Source organism: Micromonospora sp. DT62, assembly GCF_049847285.1.
GTDB lineage: Bacteria > Actinomycetota > Actinomycetes > Mycobacteriales > Micromonosporaceae > Micromonospora > Micromonospora reichwaldensis.
Window position 1 is genome coordinate 36,592 of the sequence record NZ_JBNCOB010000033.1, and the last position, 19,546, is coordinate 56,137.

A 19,546-nucleotide genomic window follows, 5' to 3' on the forward strand; every position below is an offset into this window, starting at 1 on the left:
CGCGCCGACCGCCACCGCATCGGGGCAGGCAACCGACCAGGGGTGGGGCTGGATACACCCCCACCGGGCGGCTGGACCCATTCTCCGCGCCCGCCGCGATTCCTAGCGTTGCCGGCATGTCAGTCATCGAGGTGCGCAACCTCCGCAAGCAGTACGGCGACCATCTGGCCGTCGCCGACGTGTCGTTGAGTGTGGAAGAGGGTGAGATCTTCGGGCTCGTCGGCCCGAACGGCGCCGGCAAGACCACCACCGTGGAGTGCGTCGAGGGGCTCCGGACCCCGGATTCGGGGACGGTACGGGTGCTGGGGCTGGACCCGTACCGGGACCGCGCGGCGGTGCGGCGGAAGCTGGGCAGCCAACTCCAGGAGAGCCAGCTACCGGACCGGATCAAGGTGTGGGAGGCGCTCGACCTCTACAGCTCGTTCTATCCGCACCCGGCCGACTGGCGGGAGCTGATGGACGAGCTGGGCCTGGCCGCCAAACGGAACACGGTGTTCGCGAAGCTCTCCGGTGGCCAGAAGCAGCGGCTGTCGATCGCGCTCGCCCTGGTCGGCAACCCGTCGGTGGCGATCCTGGACGAGCTGACCACCGGCCTGGACCCGCAGGCGCGACGGGACACGTGGGAGCTGGTCCGGCAGGTCCGGGACCGTGGCGTCACGGTCGTGCTGGTGACCCACTTCATGGACGAGGCGGAGCGCCTCTGTGACCGGTTGGCGGTCGTCGTGGCCGGCCGGGTCGTCGCCGTCGACACTCCTCGCAACCTGATCGCGGGTGCCCAGGTGCCCGGCGTCGAACGGCCCACCCTCGAGGACGCGATCCTCTCCCTCACCTCTACCAGGAGCCTCTGATGACCGCCCTTGCCAAGATCGTCCGCGTCGAGGCGAAGCTGTTCCTCCGGGATCCGGTCGGCACGTTCTTCGCCATCGCGTTCCCAGCCCTGCTGATCCTGGTGCTCGGCCTGGCCATGCCCGGGTTCCGGGAGCCGGCGGACGAGCTGGGCGGCCGGCTCCCCCTGGAGGTCTACCTGCCGATCACCATGACGCTGGCCATCGCGACGGTGACGATGATGACGCTGGTGAGCGTGGTGGGCACCTACCGCGAACGGGGCATCCTGCGCCGGCTGTCGACCACCCCGGTCTCGCCGGCGGCGGTGCTCGTCGCGCAGGTGGCCGTGAACGTCGCCGCACTGCTTGTCGCGTGCGGCCTGGCCTGGCTGGTCGCGGCGACCGTCTTCGACGTCTCCCCGCCCGGCAACGCGGTCGGCTTCGTGCTGGCGTTCACGCTCGGGTCGACCACGATGTGCGCCGTCGCGCTGCTCGTGGCGGCGGTCACGCCGAGCGCCCGGGCCTCGTCGGGGGTCGGCCAGCTGATCTACTTCCCGATGATGTTCTTCGCCGGGGTGTGGACGCCGGGGCCGCTGATGCCCGACCTGGTGCGGAAGATCGCCGACTTCACCCCGCTGGGGGCCGTGTCCCAGGCACTACAGGATGCCTGGGCGGGCTCCTGGCCCACGCTGCTGCACCTGGCCGTGATGGCGGCGTTCACCGTGGTGCTGGGCGGGCTCGCGGCCCGCCACTTCCGCTGGGAGTAGTGACGACATGGCCTCTGGCCTGCATCTCAAGGGCCGTTCGGGGTCGCCTGAGCCATGGTCATGCCGTCTCCAAGCCGTAACAGGCATTCAATCCGTCGGCGTCGACGGCCTGGTCGGCGCCGAACGCCTTGTCAGCTACTCACGGGCGCGGTCCTCGCTTGCGTCTGCGGCCGGCGCCGGACCTCCGCGCGTCAACTCGGCGATCACCGTACCGCGCCGACTTATAGTCGTGGTGCGGCCGGCGACTGTCTTGGTAGAAAGGCGTCCGTGCGTACCGTCGTGGAGCCGTTGCGGGCACGGCCGCGGCCGGGTGACCAGATGGACCGGCTGTTTGCGGGTGGCTGGCCGGCGTTCATCAAAGCCGACCGGCAGGTCGACCGGTACCTCAGCCGGGTGCGGGAGGTGTTCGCCGACCTGGAGCTCGTGCTGCTCGACGGCGACGGCGACCTGGTCGCCGCGGGGTGGGCGGTGCCGATCCGCTGGGACGGCGACCCGGCGCACCTGCCCGAGGGCTACACCGACTCCCTGCGCCGCGCGGTCACCGGCCACGACCGCGACGAGATCCCCGACACCCTCGTGGTGATGGCCGCCCAGGTGCGCGCCGACCTGCGTGGCCAGGGTTTGGCCGGCGACCTGCTCACGGCGCTGCGGTCGGTGGCCGAGCAGCGTGGCTGGGCGCGGGTGATCGCCCCGGTGCGGCCCACCCTCAAGGCCCGTTACCCGCTGACCCCGATCGAGCGGTTCGCCGCCTGGACCAGGGAGGACGGCTCCCCGCTCGATCCCTGGCTGCGCACCCACTGGCGGCTCGGAGCCCGGGTGATCGCCATGGCGCCCCGGTCGCAGACGATGACCGGCACCGTGGCCGAGTGGCGGCAGTGGACCGGCATGGTCTTCCCCGACAGCGGCGACTACGTCATTCCCGACGGCCTCAGCCTGCTGCGCGTGGACCTCGATCTCGACCAGGGCACCTACCTCGAGCCGAACGTGTGGGTCCAGCACCGCTGAGCCGCGTCACCGGCTGGTCAGGGCGCGAGGTGGGCGCCGAGGCGGCGGACGGTCTCGGCGGCGGCGACCGCGTCGCTGCGGGCGCTGCCGTGCCGGCCGTCGCTGCTGTACATCGTCGCCTCGGCGGTGAGCGGGTGGTCGGTGAGCCGCACGTGCAGGGTGCCGAGCCGTTCCGCGAGGGCCCCGGTGTGCGCCGAGAGCCGCCGCATCCGCTCGCTGAGGCCGGCGCGGTGCCGCTCGGGCACGGCGGGGCTGAGCGACACGTCGAACATGCCGACCGTGATCACGTCCGCCCCGGCGGCGTGAAGCGCCTCGATGATCGCGGTCAGCTCCGCGTCGACGGCGTCCGCGTCGTAGCCCCGCCCGAAGGCGTCGTTGCCGCCGCAGACCACCAGCGCCAGGTCGGGGCGGAAGGCCAGCGCCGGGGCGAGCTGGGCGGCGCGCACCTCGTGCGCCCGCAGCCCCCGCAGGCCCAGATTGAGGTACGCCAGCTCCGGCCGGACGGCCCGCAGCTCGGCGGCGATCCGGTCCGCCCACTGCACGTCGGGATAGCCGTCGACGGGCTCGCAGAGCCCCTCGGCCACGCTGTCGCCCAGCACCGCGAAACGCCGCCAGGGATGGTCGCGCAGCAGCGCCGCGCTCTCCCCGTCGCGCAGGCACCACGGATCCGTCGCCTCGGTCAACGTCGATGGCATGCCGGCACGCTAGCCGGCATCCGGGGGCCGGAGAAGGTCCTTGTGGACTGACGCGACGCGACGGTCGGTCGGCTTCCCGCTGCCCGGCTGTCGCGGGCGACGCGCGGTCCGCGTGTCAATGTAGCGTTGACATGTGATGCCCGAGCTGAGCCAGTTGTCCACCGTCGTGGCCGACCGCGCGCGGCTGGACGAGCAGGAGCTGGAGCTGATCGACCGCGCGCGTCACCTGGGTGCGACGTGGGCTCAGATCGCTGCCGCGCTCGGCTTGGGCAGCCGGCAGGCCGCGGAGCAGCGCCGGCAGCGCCTGGCAGCCGCGCGGCGGTCGCGGCGGCAGGAACGGGATCTCGGATACTCGGCCCGGATCGCGGCGATCCGGGGCGCGGTCTTCGACCTCCAGCGGTGGATCGACGCGGACCGGCGGTGGGATGCGCGGTTCGGGCGCGCGGCTCTCGTGAGGAGGACCGCCGAGGCGGCCCTCGACGCCGATCCGGGCTCGCTGTATGCGCTGGCGTCGCTCCTCGCGGTCGACCTGGCCGACGTGGAACGTGGACGGTTGCCGGCACCGGTGCGGGCCGTCGCGTCGACTCTGGACGACCTGCTGTCAACGACACATTGACGAGTCGCGGCAGTCTTGCCTGGGTCTCACTCAGGGCTGAGGATTTGAGTCGACAACGCTCAACCTTGGAGGGCTCGTGCGCCCCAACGCCGCGCTGTTCATCGCGATCTCGCTGCTGTCGGGCTTCGGCAGCAGCGCCATGTCACTGGTCGCCGGGATCTGGATCCTGGACCTCACAGGCTCCGTCAGTCTCGCGGCCCTCGCCGGTCTCTGCGTGTACGCCCCGGTTCTCGGCGGCCCCTGGCTGGGAGCTCTGCTCGACCGGGCGCCGAGGCGACCGCTGGTCATGGCCGTCAACCTCGCGTTGTCCGCCGTACTGCTCAGTCTCCTCACGGTGCGGGGACCGGAGCAGACGTGGCTCATCTTCCTGGTGTCCTGCGCCTACGGCCTCAGCTACGTGCTGATCGACGCGGGCGAGTCGGCGCTGCTGCCCTCCGCGCTGTCGCCCACGGAACTCGGCGACGTCAACGGATGGCGTTCGAGCGCCCAGGAGGGCATGAAGCTCGTGGCGCCCCTGGTCGGTGCGGGCCTCTACGCGTGGCGCGGGGGCCACGCTGTCGTCCTGCTCAGCGCGGCGACGCCGGTCCTGGTCGCCGTCCTGTACGCGGCCGTACGGCTGAAGCGGCTGCCACCCGTCCGGCCGAGCGACCGGCCGACCGGCGTACGCGTGGGACTCGCCGTCCTCTTCGCGCATCGGGCGCTGCGCGTCACCGTCGTGCTCGCCGCCGTGTCGATCGCCATGTCCGGCTTCACCACCGCTGCCAACTACGCGATCGTCACCACCGGGTTGGGCCTACCGACGACGTTCCTCGGCGTGCTGCTCAGTGCGCAGGGGGCCGGGTCCGTCGTCGGTGGCATCGTCGTCGGCCGGCTCATCGCGCGGTGGAGCCCGGTCACCGTGGGCGTCGCCGGCACGACGCTCTTTGCCGTGAGTTGCCTGGTGCGTTGCCTGCCCTGGTGGCCCGGGACGGTCGCCGCCTCCGTCGTCGCCGGCGTCGGCCTGCCCTGGGCCCTCGTCGCCGCGGTGACCGCGGTGCAGACGCACACGCCGACAGCGATGCTCGGCCGGGTGTCCGGCACCGCCAACACCGCGATGTTCGGCCCCGTGGCGCTGGCGATCCCGCTCGGCTCCGCCATCGTCCACTTCGGCGAACGCCGCACGCTCGTCGCAGCCGCCGCGATCTGCCTGGCCTGCGCGGCCGGCGCGGCCCAACGCCACTGGACGTGGCGACAGACCGAGCGGGCTTCGACGGTGTCTCCCCGGCGGAGTGGCCGCCTCCACGCCGGCACCCCCTGGTAGGACGGGTGCCCGCCCGTCTCCGGCAGACCCAGCGCGATCCGGCGTACGTCCTCCCACGTGGCCATGTCCCGACCCTACGCCCGGCCCACGACACCCGGCGCCCGCTCGGCCGGCGCCACCGTCGACCGTGGCCGCAGGCCGGGCAGGAGCGGCAGCAGGGTGACGACGAGGGAGAACGCCGCCATGACCAGCAGGGCGGGGGCGAGGCCGAGCGCGGTGGCCGACCAGCCGCCGAGCAGCGCGCCCAGCGGCAGGCCCGCGAACGCCAGCGACCCGGCCAGCCCGATCACCCGGGTCTGCAGGGCGGCCGGCACCCGCTCGTAGATCGCCACCCCGAGCAGCGGGTTCACCGCCGCGATGCCGATGCCGGAGGCGAACGTCACCGCCAGCACCACCGCCAGTTCCTCGCTCAGCGCCAGGACCAGCAGGCGCGGGGCGCCGCCCAGCGCCGCGCCGACCACGAAGGTCAGGTACCGGGGCAGCCGGGGACCGTACGCCGTGAAGAGCAGGTTGCCGAGCAGCGCGCCCGCCGAGAACGTCCCCAGCAGCAGGCCGAGCCCGGCGGGGTTGTGCAACACGTCGGCCACCCAGAGCGGGATGTAGACCGCGACACTCGCGTTGACCACCATGTTCAGCGCCGAGATCACCAGCAGCATGGTCAGCAGCATCCGGTCGCGGCCCAGGTGGCGGAACCCGCCCGCGAGCGCGCGCAGGTAGCCCTCCGGTGCCGCCGGTCCCGTCGCGGCGGCCGGCGGCCGGACCAGTAGGCCGACCAGCAGGGCGCAGGCGGCGAAGCTGGCGGCGTCGATGAGCAGCGCCTGCGTCACCCCGAACCACCAGACGAGCAGCCCGCCCAGCCCCGCGCCGAGCAGGGTGACCAGCCGGCCCAGCCCGTCGTAGACGGAGGTCAGCCGGATCAGCCGGACCCCGGCGGCCTCGGCGGCCGGGCGGAACATCACGTGCTTGACCCGGTCGCCGACGCCCCGCAGCGCGCCCACCAGGGCGACCAGGGCGAGCAGCGCGCCGAACCCGAGCCATGGGGTGAGGGCCACCGCCACCATCAGCCCGGCGCTGCCCGCGTCGGCCAGGATGGAGGTGCGGCGCAGCCCGATCCGGTCCGCCCAGGGCGTGCCGAGGGCACTGGAGAGCAGGTAGGGCAGCGTCTCGGCGGCGGCCACCGCGCCCATCTTCGCCGCGCTGCCGGTGGTCTCCAGCACCAGCCAGGGCAGGGCCACCACCGAGATCCGGCTGCCCAGGTTGGAGATCAGGTCGGCGGCGACCAGGACGGTCAATTCCCGCCGGGGGGTCACGCCAGGCTGCCGATCGACGCCTCCGGGTGCTCGACCGACGACGGGTGGTCCGCGGCGTACCGGGCCCGCAGCGCGCGCTTGTCCACCTTGGCCGAGCGGTTGAGCGGCAGCCGGTCGACGAACTCCACCCCGCCCGGCGCCCAGGTGTCGCTGAGTTCGGCGGTCACCAGGTCGATCAGCTCCCCGGCGGTCACCGTCGCGCCGGGCGCCGGCACCACGTAGGCGTACGGCAGCTCGCCGGCCGCCTCGTCCGGCACGCCGATCACCGCCGCCGCCCGTACCTGCGGGTGCCCCGCCAGGACGTCCTCGATCGGGCGGGAGTGGATCGGCCAGCTGCGCCGCCGGGTGAGGATCCGGTCCTGCAACCGGTCGACGAGGTAGAGGTAGCCGTCGGCGTCGAGGTGCCCGACGTCGCGGGTACGGACCCAGCCGTCGACAAGCGTCTCGGCGGTCAGCTCGGGCTGGCCGTGGTAGCCGGCGAAGCGCAGGCCGGTGTGCACCCACACCTCCCCGTTCTCGCCGGGTGGCAGCACCGTGCCGTCGTCGGCGCGGATCTCGACGCGCACGTCGCCGTAGGGGCGCCCGCAGGAGCGCAGCCGCTGCGGGTGCGCCGGGTCGTCGGTCAGCCCCGGCAGGGCGGTGACGACGACGGCCTCGCTGAGGCCGTACACGATCCGCAGCACCGGGCCGAAGCGCGCGATCGCCTGGCGCAGCCGGGCGGGCGCGGCGGGCCCGGCGCCCACGTTGAACATGAACATGGCGGAGAAGTCCGCGCCGTCGAGGGCCGGGTGGTCGAGCACCTCGTAGAGCATCGGCGGCGTGACGAAGGTCGAGTTGATCCGCTCCCGGTCGACGGTCCCGATGAACCGCGCCGGGTCCCAGCCGTCGCGCGGGAACAGCACCCCGCCGGTGAAGAGGTTGAACAGCGTGGTGATCTGGCCGCTGGCCAGCCACATCGGCGAGTGCGACAGGTGCCGCAGCGGCGGGTGCCCGGCGGCGCGGAAGTCGGCGGCCAGGGCGAGGATCTGGGTGTAGAAGCTCTCCCGGTGGTGCACCAGCTTCGGGGTGCCCGTGGTGCCGCTGGTCTGCAGGAACGACTCCGGCGCCGGCACGTCGGCCGGCAGCTCGACCGCCCCGGCACGCTCCGTCGCGGCGAGGAGGTCCGGGCCCGCGCCGCCCGGGCCGAGGCAGAGCACGGGTACGCCGGACAGCCCGCCGGCCAGCTCCGCGCCGAGGCCGGCCGGGTCCCGGGCGTCGTGGACGAACGCGTCGGGGCGGGCCAGCCGGACGAACTCGTCGACCTCCCGGCGGGAGGTGACCGGGGCGACCCACATCGTCCGGCAGCCCAGCAGGTGCAGGGCGAGCTGCACCAGCGGCCCCTCCACCGGGTTGCCGAGCGCGAGCAGCACCGCCTGCCCCGGCCGTACGCCGTGCCCGAGCAGCGTCGCGGCCAGCCCGCGTACCCGCGCGGCGACCTCGGCGTAGCTGAGCCGGTGTCCGTTTCCGACCAGCGCCTCCCGGTCGCCGAAGCCCGCGAAGAGCTCCAGCGCCCGGTGCACGTAGCCGGGTCGTCGTTCCGGTCGGTCGGTCATCCGACAGCCCCCTCGCCGCAGACGTGTGGCCGTGTGCCGGGCGGCCCGGCACGACGCGGCGGCCGGGCGGGCGCACCGCCGCCGTCCGTGAGCGTAGGGACCACCGACTGTCACCGGACAGAGCCTGAACGGCGCTCCGGGCGGACCGGAGGACATTTGATCGCGTCGATCAGGTTGATTGACGGTCGTGAAACGGGACGGCTAGGTTTCTGGACCATCGTCCAGGCGGTGCCGTCAGCGGACGGCCCTGGGCTGCCAACGATGGAGGTTCAATGTCGACTCCGAAGAGATGGCATGTCATCACGGCCGCAGCCACCCTGCTCGTCGCCGGCGCCCCGGCGATGGTGGCCAGCGCTGGCCCGGCGGACACCGGGGCGTCCCACCAGCGCACGGTCTGGGCGGGCAGCTGGGCCGCCGCCGTCACCAGGGGAAACGCGACCGGCCTGACCAACACCGGCCTCAACGACCAGAGCGTACGGATGGTCGTGCACACCACCGTCGGCGGCGAGCGGTTCCGGGTCCGGCTCAGCAACTCCTACGGCGAGCAGGCCGTCCGGGTCGGCCGCGCCACCGTCGCTAAGCCGAACACCGCGACCCCCGACGACCTGTCCGACATCGACCCCTCGACCCTGCGGACGCTCACCTTCGGCGGCGGCACCTCGGCCACCATGAACCGGGGCGCCGAGTTGGTCAGCGACCCCGTCGCGCTGCCCGTCGGCGACCAGCAGGACCTGGTGCTGACGGTGCACTTCCCGACCCCCACCGGGCCGGTGACCTTCCACGGCCAGTCCCGGCAGACCAACTTCATCGGCGCCAGCGACCTGACCTCCGCCGCCGGCGGGGCCGGGTTCACGATCCGACCGAACTGCTGCTGGTTCTTCCTGTCGGGCATCGACGTGCAGCGCCGGCACAGCCCCGGCTCGGTGGTGGTGCTCGGCGACTCCATCGCCGACGGCAACGGCAGCACCGTCAACGCCAACAAGCGCTGGCCCGACCTGCTGGCCGACCGGCTCATCGACGCCCGCCCGGACGTACGCACCCCGGGGGTGCTCAACCTCAGCCTCGCCGGCAACCGGCTCAACCACGAGGGCCCCGAGCCCGGGGCGGGCGGCTTCCCCGGCTACCACGAACTCGGCCCCAACGCCCTGGCCCGGCTCGACGAGGACGTCTTCGCCCAGACCGACGCCCGGACCGTGATCACCGGACTCGGCATCAACGACATCTGGATGTCGGGCGACTCCGCCGAGCAGATCATCGCCTCGCTGCGGCAGGTCAACCAGCAGGTGAAGGCGCGCGGCCTGCGCAGCCTCGTGACGACGCTCAGCCCGTACGAGGGGCACGGCAACCCGGGGGTGTGGACGCCGGAGAAGGAGGCCACCCGGCAGGCGGTGAACGCGTGGCTGCGCGGCAGCGACGAGTTCGACGGGCTGCTCGACTTCGACCGGGTGCTGCGCGATCCGGCGCAGCCGAGCCGGCTGCTGCCCGCGTACGACTCGGGCGACCACATCCACCCGAACGACGCCGGCAACCAGGCGCTGGCGAACGCCGTACCGCTGCGACTGCTCGGCCTGTGACACCGGCGCGGGCGGCGGGCGACCCCCGCCGCCCGCGGCACCCTCGACGGGGGGAGACGAAGGACCGTGGACGTCACTGAGCTGCTGACCCGTCTCTACAGCGACGAGGGCCGGCAGGATCCGTACCCCTGTTACGCCGCCCTGCACGCGCTGGGGCCGGTCAGCCCGGTGCCGGCGCGCGCGGAGCACCGCTCGGTCGCCGCCGTCGCCGTCGGCTACGACCTGGTCAGCCAGGTGCTGCGGGACCCGCGGTGGTACAAGCAGGCCCCGCCGGGCTGGCGGGAACAGGAGGTGCTGCGCACCCTCCAGACCTCGATGATGTTCGTCAACCCGCCGGAGCACACCCGGATGCGGGCGGCCTTCGCGAGGAGCTTCACCCCGCGCCGGCTCGCCGCGCTGGAGCCGATCGTGCACCGGGTCGTCGACGGGCTGCTCGACCGGATGGCCGACGCCGGCGACGCCGGCCTCGACTTCGTCGCGGAGTTCGCGTACCCGCTGCCGGCCCTGGTGATGGCGGAGTTCATCGGCATCCCCGCCGGGGAGCTGGACTTCTACCGGCAGCGGGTGGAACGGATCGACGAGTTCCTGGACGTGGCGGGCCAGACCCCGCAGCGGCTCGCCGCCGCCAACACCGCCGCCGCCGAGCTGCGCGACTTCTACGCCGGGCTGATCGCCCACCGGCGGCACCGGCCCGGCGACGACCTGATCAGCGCCCTGGTGGAGGCGGTCGACTTCGGGGACGTGGAGCTGACCGTCGACGAGCTGGTCAGCAACCTGATCGTGTTGTTCAACGCCGCGTTCGTCACCACCGTCTACCTGTTCTCCAACGGGCTGCCGCTGCTGCTGGCCCACCCCGAGGTGGCCGCCGCGCTGCCCGGCGACGACGCGCTGACCCGGGGCGCGGTCGACGAGATCCTGCGGCTGGAGGCCCCCGTGCACTTCCTGGCCCGGGCCGCGCCGGAGGACACCGAGGTCGGCGGGGTGCCGGTCGGGCGGGACCGCAACGTGCTGCTGATCCTCGGCGCGGCCAACCGCGACCCGGCGCGCTTTCCCGACCCGGACCGTTTCGACCCGCGCCGGAGCGGGTCACCGTCGTTGGCCTTTGGCGCCGGCCCGCACTTCTGTCTCGGCGCCGCAGTGTCCCGGCTGGAGGGTCGGCTCGCGCTGCCCAGGCTGCTGGCCCGCTTCCCCGGGCTCACCGTCGCCGAGCCGCCGACGTACAGCGGCAGCCTCTTCCTGCGTGGCGTCGACAAGCTGACCGTGCACACCCGAGGAGGGCCCGCGTGAGCATCCATCCGCAGGTGGCGGCGTACCGGGCCGCCCGCGCGGCGGCCGGCACCCCGCCGCTGTACACCCAGACCCTGGCCGAGGCCCGCGCCGCCGACCTCGCCGCGATCCGCGCGGGCGGCGGCGCGGTCGAGCCGGTGCACGAGGTACGCGACACGCACGTGCCCGGCCCGGCCGGCGACCTGCCGGTGCGCATCCACCGGCCGGCGGGGGAGGGGCCGCTGCCCACCCTGGTCTACTTCTTCGGCGGCGGCTGGACGCTGGGCAGCGTCGACACCGCCGACGGCATCTGCCGGCGCCTCGCCAACGCGGTGCCCTGCCAGGTGGTCACCGTCGGCTACCGGCTGGCCCCGGAGCATCCCTTCCCCGCCGCCGTGCACGACTGCCACGCGGCCACCGCGTGGCTCGCCACGCACCCGGAGGAGTTCGGCGTCGACCCGGAGCGCGTGGCGGTCGGCGGGGACAGCGCCGGCGGCAACCTCGCCGCCGCCGTCGCCCTGCTGGCCCGGGAGCGCGGCGGGCCCCGCCTCGCCGCGCAACTGCTGGTGTACCCGAACACCGACCAGAGCGCCGACCCCGACGGCGACGGCGAGGACCCGCTGCTGTTCAACCGCCGCTCGGTCGCCTGGTACCGGGGCCACTACCTCACCGACCCCGCCGACGCGCGGCACCCGCTGGCGTCGCCGCTGCTCGCCGCGGACCTGACCGGCCTGCCGCCGGCGCTGGTGATCACCGCCGAGCACGACCCGCTGCGCGCCGAGGGGGAGCGGTACGCGCACCGGCTGCGCGACGCCGGGGTGCCCACCACCCTCACCCGGTACGCCGGCATGATCCACGGATTCTTCGCCATGCCGGGGGCGTTCGACGACGGCCGACGCGCCCAGGATCAGGCCGCCGCGTTCCTGCGCGGCCGGCTCGGCACGCCGGGCGGCGACGCGCCGGGTAGTGGCGCGGCGGGTGAGGGATCGCCCGGCGCGACGGCCGGCAGGGCGGCGACCGTCAGTGGGGGCGGCGCCGGTGGGAAGGGAGAGCGGTGATGGTGGAGGGCGTACTGCCGAAGTCGGACCTGCCGGTGACGCAGCCGTCGCCGGCCAGCCTGGCCGACTTCGCGGGGCCGGCCCGGGCGGTGCTGCCCCCCGACGTGTGGGACTACGTCGACGGTGGCAGCGGCGCCGAGACGACGCTCGCCGCGAACCGCCGCGCGCTGGACCGGGTGGCCGTGCTGCCCCGGGTGCTGCGCGGGGTGCACACCCCCCGCACCGAGGCGCGGCTGCTCGGCGCGTCGTACGCCATGCCGGTGGCCGTGGCGCCCATGGCGTACCAGCGGCTCGTGCACCCCGACGGGGAACTCGGGCTGGCCGCCGCCGCCCGCGCGGCCGACGTGCCGTACGTGGCCAGCACCCTGAGCAGCGTGTCGATCGAGCAGATCGCGGAGACCGGGGCGAGGGTCTGGTTCCAGCTCTACTGGCTGCGCGACCGGGGCCTGGTCGCCGACCTGCTGGACCGGGCGCACGCGGCGGGCTGCACGGCGCTGACGGTCACCGTGGACGTGCCGATCCTCGGCCCGCGCCGGCGCGACGTGCGCAACGCGTTCGCCATCCCGTCGCAGGTCGTGGCGGCCAACCTGCCGACCGGCCGGGACGACCTCGCGCACGCCGCCACCCCGGGGGTCTCCGCCATCGCCGCGCACACCGGCGAGGTCTTCGCGCCCGCGCTGACCTGGGCCGACCTGGAGTGGTTGCGCGGCCGTACGGCCCTGCCGCTGGTGGTGAAGGGCGTGCTGGACCCGCGCGACGCGGAGCTGGCGGTGGCCGCCGGCGCGGACGCCGTGGTGGTCTCCAACCACGGCGGCCGGCAGCTCGACGGCGCGCCGGCCACCGCGACCATCCTGCCCGAGGTGGTGGCGGCGGTGGCGGACCGGTGCGAGGTGCTGCTGGACAGCGGCGTGCGCGACGGCGTCGACGTGCTGCGCGCGCTCGCCCTCGGCGCGCGGGGGGTGCTCGTCGGCCGGCCCATGCTGTGGGCGCTCGCCGCCGGCGGCGAGGCCGGGGCGCGGACGGCGCTGGCGCTGCTGGCCGGCGAGTTCCGCGACGCCCTCGCGCTGGCCGGCTGCGCCGACCCGGAGGCGGCCCGCGAGCTGCGCGTGATCAGGGAGGGCTGACCGGTGACGGAGACGGTGGACCTGCGCGTGGCCGACCTGCACCCGGCGGTCGACGACCCGGCGCTGAACTCGATGAACTTCCTCAACGAGGTGGCTCAGCACTACCCCGACGCGGTGTCGCTCGCGGCCGGCCGGCCGTACGAGGAGTTCTTCGACGTCGCGGCGCTGCACCGGCACCTGGAGACGTTCCGCCGGCACCTGGCCGACGACCTGGGGCAGAGCCCCGCGCAGGTGCACCGGACGCTGCTGCAGTACGGCCGCACCAAGGGCATCGTGCACCACCTCGTCGCCCGCAACCTCGCCGTCGACGAGCAGCTGACGGTCGACCCGGAGGCGATCGTGGTGACCGTCGGCTGCCAGGAGGCGATGTTCCTGGTGCTGCGGGTGCTGCGGGCCGACCCGCGCGACGTACTGCTCGCCGTCGCCCCGACGTACGTGGGGCTGACCGGCGCCGCCCGGCTGCTGGACCTGCCGGTGCGGCCGGTGCGGGGCGGCCCCGCCGGGATCGACCTGACCGACCTGCGCGAGCAGGTGCGCCTCGCCCGGGCGGCGGGGCTGCGCCCCCGCGCCTGCTACGTGATGCCGGACTTCGCCAACCCGTCCGGGACCAGCATCGGCCCGGCCGACCGGCGGCGGCTGCTCGACCTGGCCGCCGAGGAGGACCTGCTGCTGCTGGAGGACAACCCGTACGGTCTCTTCCCCGCCTCGGAGTCCGGTCGGCCGCCGACGCTCAAGGCGCTGGACACCGCGCGGCGGGTGGTCTACCTGGGCTCGTTCGCCAAGACGGTGCTGCCCGGCGCGCGCGTGGGCTACGTGGTCGCCGACCAGCGCGTCGCCGGCGCCGACGGCACGGTGGGGCTGCTCGCCGACCAGCTCGCCAAGATCAAGAGCATGGTCACGGTGAACACCTCGCCGATCGCCCAGGCGGTCGTCGGCGGGGCGCTGCTGGAGCACGGGTGCAGCCTCGTGGCGGCCACCGTCCGGGAACGGGCCGCGTACGGACGCAACCTGGGCCACCTGGTCGACGGCCTGGCCCGGCGCTTCCCGGCGGACATCTCGCCGGTGCGGTGGAACGTCCCGGCCGGCGGGTTCTTCGTCGTGGTCACCGTGCCGTTCCGGGTCGACGACGCGCTGCTGCACCGTTCCGCCCGTGGGTACGGCCTGCTCTGGACGCCGATGGCGCACTTCTACGACGACGGCGCCCCGGTCGACGCGCTGCGGCTGTCGGTCAGCGCCGTGACCCCGGAGCAGATCGACCTCGGGCTGGACCGGCTGGCCGCGCTGGTCGCCGACGAGACGGCCCGCCGGGCGGCGAACGCCGAGGTGGGATGACACAACGCGTTCACCGCATGGCAAAGCGCGACTGCCCGTGTTTCGCCGTCCTGGGTGGACACTCATAATGGACGCCATGGTCGCCTGGGAGTACGCGTTGCTGGTCCGCCGTTATCAGGGGCAGGGCCGCGCCTTTCACGTCAGCTTCACCTGGTACGGCCCGGACGGGTCGCGCCGGGACATCACCGCGTACGGCGACACGGCGATCGCGCACCTCAACCGGGCCGGCCGGGAGGGCTGGGAACTGGTCTCCGCCGCCGAGGACGTGAACAACGTCCAGGGCAGCACCGAGGTGCACCGCTACCACCTGAAGCGGCCCGTCGCCTGACGAGGTGCCATGACATCTCAGCGCGATCCCTCCCCGCCGTGTTGAGAAGATCACTCTGTGTCGCGTGTGTCGCCTCGCCGGCTCGGACGGGCGGATGCAACATGCTGTCATGGTGCGCGAAGACGACTCGCTGACTGGGTCCCCGGGGATGGCATGGTGGAAGCGACTGTCTGGCGCGTTGCTCGTCGCGGCCACCACCATGGGTTTGAATCTTCTCAGCGATGATCTGGGATATCGCGGCGTGTTCGCCGCCGCCGCGGCAGCGGCGGCAATACGCGCTGCCTTGGCTCTGCGAAGGCTTCCCGTGCGGGCGCCGGTCGTCCGGTACGCGTTCAGGCTTCTCCTGGTTTTCGGTTGTCTCGGAGCGATGGTCGCCGTGGTTGCGCCGGACTCCTGGGCGGGGCCGTTGGCCTTCATGAGCGCCCTGGCTGCCGCCCTTGTTCGGATGGCTGATCATGCCCGGCCTGACCGCCGATACTCCTCCTCTGCAACGACCATCAGTCTCGGTGTGGTGGTCGTGGGGCTCGTCAGGATGACCGAGGGCGACCTGCTGTTCGGGGTGCTGTCGATCGGTGTTGGCCTGGCAGCCGGGTTTCCGCGCGCCGACGAGAGGCGTTGGTTGTTCGGTCAGGCCGTGCTGCTCGGTGCGGTCTCCCTAAGCGCCCTGGGACTGGTTGCGCTCGGGCGCGAAGAACTCGGAGGCGGAACGAGGCCGGGGGAGTTGCCGCATCCGGCGACGCTCATGATGTTCATCCTGGGAGCGGCCGGCGTACTGGTGGGAATCGCCTGCCTGTTCGCTGTGGATGAGCTCGAGGAACTACCTCCCATATCCGTTTCCGCCGTCAGGCTATCGCTTCAGTCCCCCGGTCTCTCGGGTTTCGGCGCGGCGCTGTTGATGACTCCGATGATCGCCGTGATGGGTGAGCTGGGTGGTTACTTCGAGGTCGACCCCCTGGCGCTGATTCGGGCTCCCTGGACTCCTGTGGCGGCCATGGCGTTGGCAGTTGCCGGCATGGGTCATGCCACTGTGTTTGAAAGCGACGTGACCCTTCTCGGCGCGTTCCTCCTGGGCGGGGCGTCGTTCGTTGGTGTGGGCGTCAGAGGCATCGCGGACAGCGGGCCGTTGTTCGGGTTCGCCTGGATCGGCATGGGTGTCGCTACGACCGTCATGCTGCTTGCCATGGTTGCGGGGCAGTACGCGGTCGGGTCGATGTGGGCGAGGATCTCTCGCTTGAAGGAAGAACTGGTGACCGTCCGCTGACGGTCGCTCCCCTCGGCCTTGCCAGGCGATGCCGCCCACGCCACGGTGTTGCTAGCGTTTCCTCCCGCCGCTGCTGACCGGCCGCCCACCCGGGCGCCGACGCGCCGCGGCGAGAGGAGGAGTGGTGGCGCAGCCGGCAGCCGGCCCATCCCGGTACGTCGTCGGGGTCGACTTCGGCACCCTCTCCGGCCGGGCGGTCGTGGTCGACGTCGCCGACGGCGCCGTGCGGGGCGAGGCCGTCCATCCGTACCGGCACGGGGTGATCAGCGAGCGGCTGCCCGACGGAACCCCGCTGCCACCGGACTGGGCGTTGCAGCATCCCGCCGACCACCGCGAGGTGCTGCGGGTCGCGGTGCCCGCCGCACTGCGCGCGGCCCGGGTCCGCCCCGAGGACGTGTGCGGCATCGGCGTCGACGCCACCTCCTGCACGATGCTGCCCACCCTCGCCGACGGCACCCCGCTCTGCGAGCTGCCCGAGCTGGCCGGCCGCCCGCACGCGTACCCGAAGCTCTGGAAGCACCACGCCGCCCAGCGGCAGGCCGCCCGCGTCAACGACCTCGCCGCCGCCCGTGGCGAGACCTGGCTACCCCGCTACGGTGGCCGGGTCTCCGCCGAGTGGCAGCTCGCCAAGGCGCTGGAGATCCTGGAGGAGGATCCGGCGGTCTTCGACCGGGCGGAGCGTCTCATCGAGACCACGGACTGGCTGGTCTGGCAGCTCTGCGGCCGGGAGACCCGCAACGTCTCCGCCGCCGGCTACAAGGGGCTGCGGCAGGACGGGCGGTACCCGTCGGCGGAGTTCCTGCGCGCCCTGCACCCCCGCCTCGACGGCCTGCTGCCGCGCGTCGACGGTCCGCTCGTACCCGTGGGCGCCCGGGCCGGCGGGCTCACCGCCACGGCCGCCGCGTGGACCGGGCTGCCGGTCGGGACCGCCGTCGCGGCGGGCGCCATCGACGCGCACGTCACCGCCGCGGCGGCCCGCGCCGTCGAGCCCGGCCGGATGCTCGCGGTGCTCGGCACCTCCACCTGCCTGATCATGAACGCGGCGGCGTACCGCGAGGTGCCCGGCGTCTGCGGCGTGGTCGACGGGGGCGTCACCACCGGGGCCTGGGGCTACGAGGCGGGACAGAGCGGGGTCGGCGACATCTTCGCCTGGTACGCCCGCAACGCCCTGCCGGCCGGCTACGCCGACGAGGCGCGCCGCCGTGGGCTCAGCCCGTACGAGCTGCTGGACGCCCTGGCCGCCGACCAGCCGGTGGGCGGGCACGGGCTGCTGGCCCTGGACTGGCACAGCGGCAACCGCTCGGTGCTGATGGACCACGAGCTGAGCGGCGTGCTGGTCGGGCTGACCCTCGCCACCCGCCCCGAGGAGATCTGGCGGGCGCTGCTGGAGGCCACCGCCTTCGGCGCCCGGACCGTCGTCGACGCGTTCACCGCCGCCGGGGTGGCCGTCGACGAGCTGACCGTGGCCGGCGGGCTGACCGCCAACCGGCTGCTGCTGCGGATCTACGCCGACGTGCTCGGCCGGCCGCTGCACGTGCTCGACTCCGCCCACCCGGCGGCGCTGGGCGCGGCCATCCACGCGGCGGTCGCCGCCGGGGCGTACCCGGACGTGCCGGCCGCCTCGGCGGCGATGGGCGCCGGCCGGCGCGAGACCTGGCACCCCGACCCGGCCCGGGCGGCGGCCTACGACGACCTGTACGCCGAGTACCGCGCCCTGCACGACCACTTCGGCCGGGGCGGCACCGACGTCCTGCACCGCCTCCGCACCCTCCGCCACCGCCCCCACTAACCCACCCCACCCTGCCCACCCCGCCCCACCCTCACCAGCGTGTCGATCATGCAGTTGTGGTGTGTCATAAAACGGCATCAAGCCGGATGAAGCGGGCGCCAAAACTGCATGATCGGCGCGGTGCTGGGTCGGCGCCGTGCTGGGCGACGCCGCGCGGGGCGACGACACGCGGGGCGACGACGCCGGCGAAGCGGCGCCGGGGGATGGGGGCGGAGGCACCGACGCCCCCGCTCGGCGGGGCCGGCGGGGGCATCGGGGTGACGCGGGTCAGCCGAGGTCGACGGCCGGGTAGAGCGGGTAGCCGCTCAGCAGGTCGCTGGCCTGCTTGGCGACCCGGTCCGCGACAGCGGCGTCGAGGACGTACTTGGCCTTGGACGGGGTGCCGTCCGGGTTGGCGCCCGGCTTGGTCTGGCTGAGCACGGTGTGGATCAGCTCGGCCGTCTCGTCCATCTGCGCGGTGCCCAGCCCTCGGCTGGTCAGCGCCGGGGTGCCGATCCGGATGCCGGAGGTGTACCAGGCGCCGTTCGGGTCCTGCGGGACGGAGTTGCGGTTGGTGACGATGCCCGAGTCGAGCAGCGCCTGCTCGGCCTGCCGGCCGGTCAGCCCGTAGCCGGAGACGTCGATCAGCACCAGGTGGTTGTCGGTGCCGCCGGTGACCAGCGTGCCACCGCGCCGCAGCAGCCCCTCGGCGAGCGCCTGCGCGTTGTCGACGATCCGCTGCGCGTAGTCGGCGAAGTCGGGGCGGCGGGCCTCGGCGAGGGCGACGGCCTTGGCGGCCATCACGTGCGGCAGCGGGCCGCCGAGCACCATCGGGCAGCCCCGGTCGACCTGGTCGGCCAGCTCGGGCTGGCAGAGCACCATGCCGCCGCGCGGGCCGCGCAGCGACTTGTGGGTGGTGGTGGTGACGATGTGCGCGTGCGGCACCGGGTCGAAGTCGCCGGTGAAGACCTTCCCGGCGACCAGCCCGGCGAAGTGCGCCATGTCGACCATGAAGGTGGCGCCGACCGAGTCGGCGATCTCCCGCATGATCCGGAAGTTGACCTTCCGCGGGTACGCGGAGTAGCCGGCGACCAGGATCAGCGGCTTGAACTCCCGGGCCGCCTCGGCGACCTTGTCGTAGTCCACGAGGCCGGTGACCGGGTCGGTGCCGTAGCTGCGCTGGTCGAACATCTTGCCGGAGATGTTCGGCCGGAACCCGTGGGTGAGGTGACCGCCGGCGTCCAGCGACATGCCGAGCATCCGCTGGTTGCCCAGCTCCCGGCGCAGCGCGAACCAGTCCGCCTCGGTGAGGTCGTTGACCTGTCGCACCTGGGCCTTCTTCAGCGCCGGCGACTCCACCCGGTCGGCCAGGATCGCCCAGAACGCGACCAGGTTGGCGTCGATGCCGGAGTGCGGCTGCACGTACGCGTGGGCGGCGCCGAACAGCTCCCGGGCGTGCTCGGCGGCGAGCGCCTCGACGGTGTCGACGTTCTGGCAGCCCGCGTAGAAGCGGCGCCCGACGGTGCCCTCGGCGTACTTGTCGCTGAACCAGTTGCCCATGGTCAGCAGGGTCGCGGGGGAGGCGTAGTTCTCGCTGGCGATGAGCTTGAGCGACTCGCGCTGGTCGGCGAGCTCGGCGCCGATGGCGTCGGCCACCCGGGGCTCGACGGCGCGGATCACCTCGAGGGCGCTGCGGAAGGCGGTGGATTCGGCGTTCAGCGACATG

At 73.6% G+C, this 19,546-nt stretch carries 15 protein-coding genes and 2 pseudogenes; 13 read left to right on the top strand and 4 right to left on the bottom strand.

Translation table 11 applies throughout. The annotated features are described in order from the left end of the window. Positions 1-116: 116 nt before the first annotated feature. The 3 genes and pseudogenes from ACPXCB_RS28865 to ACPXCB_RS28875 form a co-directional block, all read left to right on the top strand. A pseudogene (locus ACPXCB_RS28865) lies at positions 117-785 on the top strand (ABC transporter ATP-binding protein); the annotation flags it as partial. A 62-nt stretch (positions 786-847) separates the two neighbouring features. Next, positions 848-1,591 (top strand): ABC transporter permease, encoded by a 744-nt coding sequence (locus tag ACPXCB_RS28870; RefSeq protein ID WP_425879044.1) that lies wholly within the window; start codon positions 848-850, stop codon positions 1,589-1,591. A 318-nt stretch (positions 1,592-1,909) separates the two neighbouring features. Continuing rightward, on the top strand, positions 1,910-2,596 hold the full coding sequence (locus ACPXCB_RS28875; protein ID WP_425879046.1) for a hypothetical protein: 687 nt from the start codon (positions 1,910-1,912) through the stop codon (positions 2,594-2,596). Between the two features lie 17 nt (positions 2,597-2,613). On the opposite strand, the gene ACPXCB_RS28880 is transcribed toward ACPXCB_RS28875, so the two are convergent. Next, entirely contained in the window at positions 2,614-3,291 is a 678-nt protein-coding gene (locus tag ACPXCB_RS28880; protein WP_425879048.1) for an SGNH/GDSL hydrolase family protein, read from the bottom strand. Positions 3,292-3,427: 136 nt separating this feature from the next. Between ACPXCB_RS28880 and ACPXCB_RS28885 the strand changes: the two genes are divergently transcribed. Next, positions 3,428-3,907, top strand: coding sequence for a hypothetical protein (locus tag ACPXCB_RS28885; RefSeq protein WP_425879094.1), 480 nt, complete (start codon positions 3,428-3,430; stop codon positions 3,905-3,907). A gap of 76 nt (positions 3,908-3,983) precedes the next feature. Next, positions 3,984-5,207 carry an MFS transporter gene (locus tag ACPXCB_RS28890; protein WP_425879049.1) on the top strand — a complete coding sequence of 408 codons (1,224 nt, stop codon included), beginning with the start codon at positions 3,984-3,986 and terminating at the stop codon, positions 5,205-5,207. Positions 5,208-5,281: 74 nt separating this feature from the next. Here the strand turns inward: ACPXCB_RS28890 and ACPXCB_RS28895 are convergent, their stop codons facing one another. Then, positions 5,282-6,517 (bottom strand): MFS transporter, encoded by a 1,236-nt coding sequence (locus ACPXCB_RS28895; protein WP_425879051.1) that lies wholly within the window; start codon positions 6,515-6,517, stop codon positions 5,282-5,284. Further along, positions 6,514-8,109, bottom strand: coding sequence for a class I adenylate-forming enzyme family protein (locus tag ACPXCB_RS28900; RefSeq protein WP_425879053.1), 1,596 nt, complete (start codon positions 8,107-8,109; stop codon positions 6,514-6,516). The genes ACPXCB_RS28895 and ACPXCB_RS28900 overlap by 4 nt, the downstream gene beginning before the upstream one ends. Positions 8,110-8,408: 299 nt before the next feature. On the opposite strand from ACPXCB_RS28900, the gene ACPXCB_RS28905 reads away from it, so the two are divergent. From ACPXCB_RS28905 to araB, 8 genes and pseudogenes are all read left to right on the top strand, one after another. Beyond that, positions 8,409-9,683, top strand: a complete 1,275-nt coding sequence (locus ACPXCB_RS28905; RefSeq protein WP_425879095.1) for an SGNH/GDSL hydrolase family protein — start codon at positions 8,409-8,411, stop codon at positions 9,681-9,683. Between the two features lie 66 nt (positions 9,684-9,749). Further along, positions 9,750-10,970, top strand: a complete 1,221-nt coding sequence (locus ACPXCB_RS28910; RefSeq protein WP_425879055.1) for a cytochrome P450 — start codon at positions 9,750-9,752, stop codon at positions 10,968-10,970. Beyond that, positions 10,967-11,905 (top strand): annotated as a pseudogene (locus ACPXCB_RS28915) (alpha/beta hydrolase); the annotation flags it as partial. The gene ACPXCB_RS28910 and the pseudogene ACPXCB_RS28915, both read left to right, overlap by 4 nt. A gap of 101 nt (positions 11,906-12,006) precedes the next feature. Further along, a complete protein-coding gene (locus ACPXCB_RS28920) occupies positions 12,007-13,131 on the top strand; it encodes an alpha-hydroxy acid oxidase (RefSeq protein WP_425879056.1) in 1,125 nt (374 codons plus the stop codon). 3 nt (positions 13,132-13,134) lie between these two features. Then, complete coding sequence (locus ACPXCB_RS28925) at positions 13,135-14,463, top strand: PLP-dependent aminotransferase family protein (protein WP_425879057.1); 1,329 nt, start codon at positions 13,135-13,137, stop codon at positions 14,461-14,463. A 67-nt stretch (positions 14,464-14,530) separates the two neighbouring features. Next, positions 14,531-14,791: a hypothetical protein gene (locus ACPXCB_RS28930; RefSeq protein ID WP_132234668.1), complete on the top strand. Its 261-nt coding sequence runs from the start codon at positions 14,531-14,533 to the stop codon at positions 14,789-14,791. A 109-nt stretch (positions 14,792-14,900) separates the two neighbouring features. Next, positions 14,901-16,052: a hypothetical protein gene (locus tag ACPXCB_RS28935; RefSeq protein ID WP_425879059.1), complete on the top strand. Its 1,152-nt coding sequence runs from the start codon at positions 14,901-14,903 to the stop codon at positions 16,050-16,052. Between the two features lie 124 nt (positions 16,053-16,176). Continuing rightward, complete coding sequence (gene araB / locus ACPXCB_RS28940; protein WP_425879061.1) at positions 16,177-17,841, top strand: ribulokinase; 1,665 nt, start codon at positions 16,177-16,179, stop codon at positions 17,839-17,841. A 267-nt stretch (positions 17,842-18,108) separates the two neighbouring features. Here araB and ACPXCB_RS28945 read toward each other — a convergent pair whose 3' ends face one another. Further along, a complete protein-coding gene (locus ACPXCB_RS28945) occupies positions 18,109-19,545 on the bottom strand; it encodes a glycine hydroxymethyltransferase (RefSeq protein WP_425879063.1) in 1,437 nt (478 codons plus the stop codon). Position 19,546: the final 1 nt, after the last annotated feature.

What these genes read in the sequence shown, in the direction of transcription:
- ACPXCB_RS28920 (WP_425879056.1), top strand. Translation starts at nt 12,007, where the DNA reads ATGGTGGAGGGCGTACTGCCGAAGTCGGACCTGCCGGTGACGCAGCCG.
- ACPXCB_RS28930 (WP_132234668.1), top strand. Translation starts at nt 14,531, where the DNA reads ATGGACGCCATGGTCGCCTGGGAGTACGCGTTGCTGGTCCGCCGTTAT.
- ACPXCB_RS28880 (WP_425879048.1), bottom strand. Translation starts at nt 3,291, where the DNA reads ATGCCATCGACGTTGACCGAGGCGACGGATCCGTGGTGCCTGCGCGAC.
- ACPXCB_RS28900 (WP_425879053.1), bottom strand. Translation starts at nt 8,109, where the DNA reads ATGACCGACCGACCGGAACGACGACCCGGCTACGTGCACCGGGCGCTG.
- ACPXCB_RS28870 (WP_425879044.1), top strand. Translation starts at nt 848, where the DNA reads ATGACCGCCCTTGCCAAGATCGTCCGCGTCGAGGCGAAGCTGTTCCTC.
- ACPXCB_RS28885 (WP_425879094.1), top strand. Translation starts at nt 3,428, where the DNA reads ATGCCCGAGCTGAGCCAGTTGTCCACCGTCGTGGCCGACCGCGCGCGG.
- ACPXCB_RS28875 (WP_425879046.1), top strand. Translation starts at nt 1,910, where the DNA reads ATGGACCGGCTGTTTGCGGGTGGCTGGCCGGCGTTCATCAAAGCCGAC.
- ACPXCB_RS28945 (WP_425879063.1), bottom strand. Translation starts at nt 19,545, where the DNA reads ATGTCGCTGAACGCCGAATCCACCGCCTTCCGCAGCGCCCTCGAGGTG.
- ACPXCB_RS28935 (WP_425879059.1), top strand. Translation starts at nt 14,901, where the DNA reads ATGGTGCGCGAAGACGACTCGCTGACTGGGTCCCCGGGGATGGCATGG.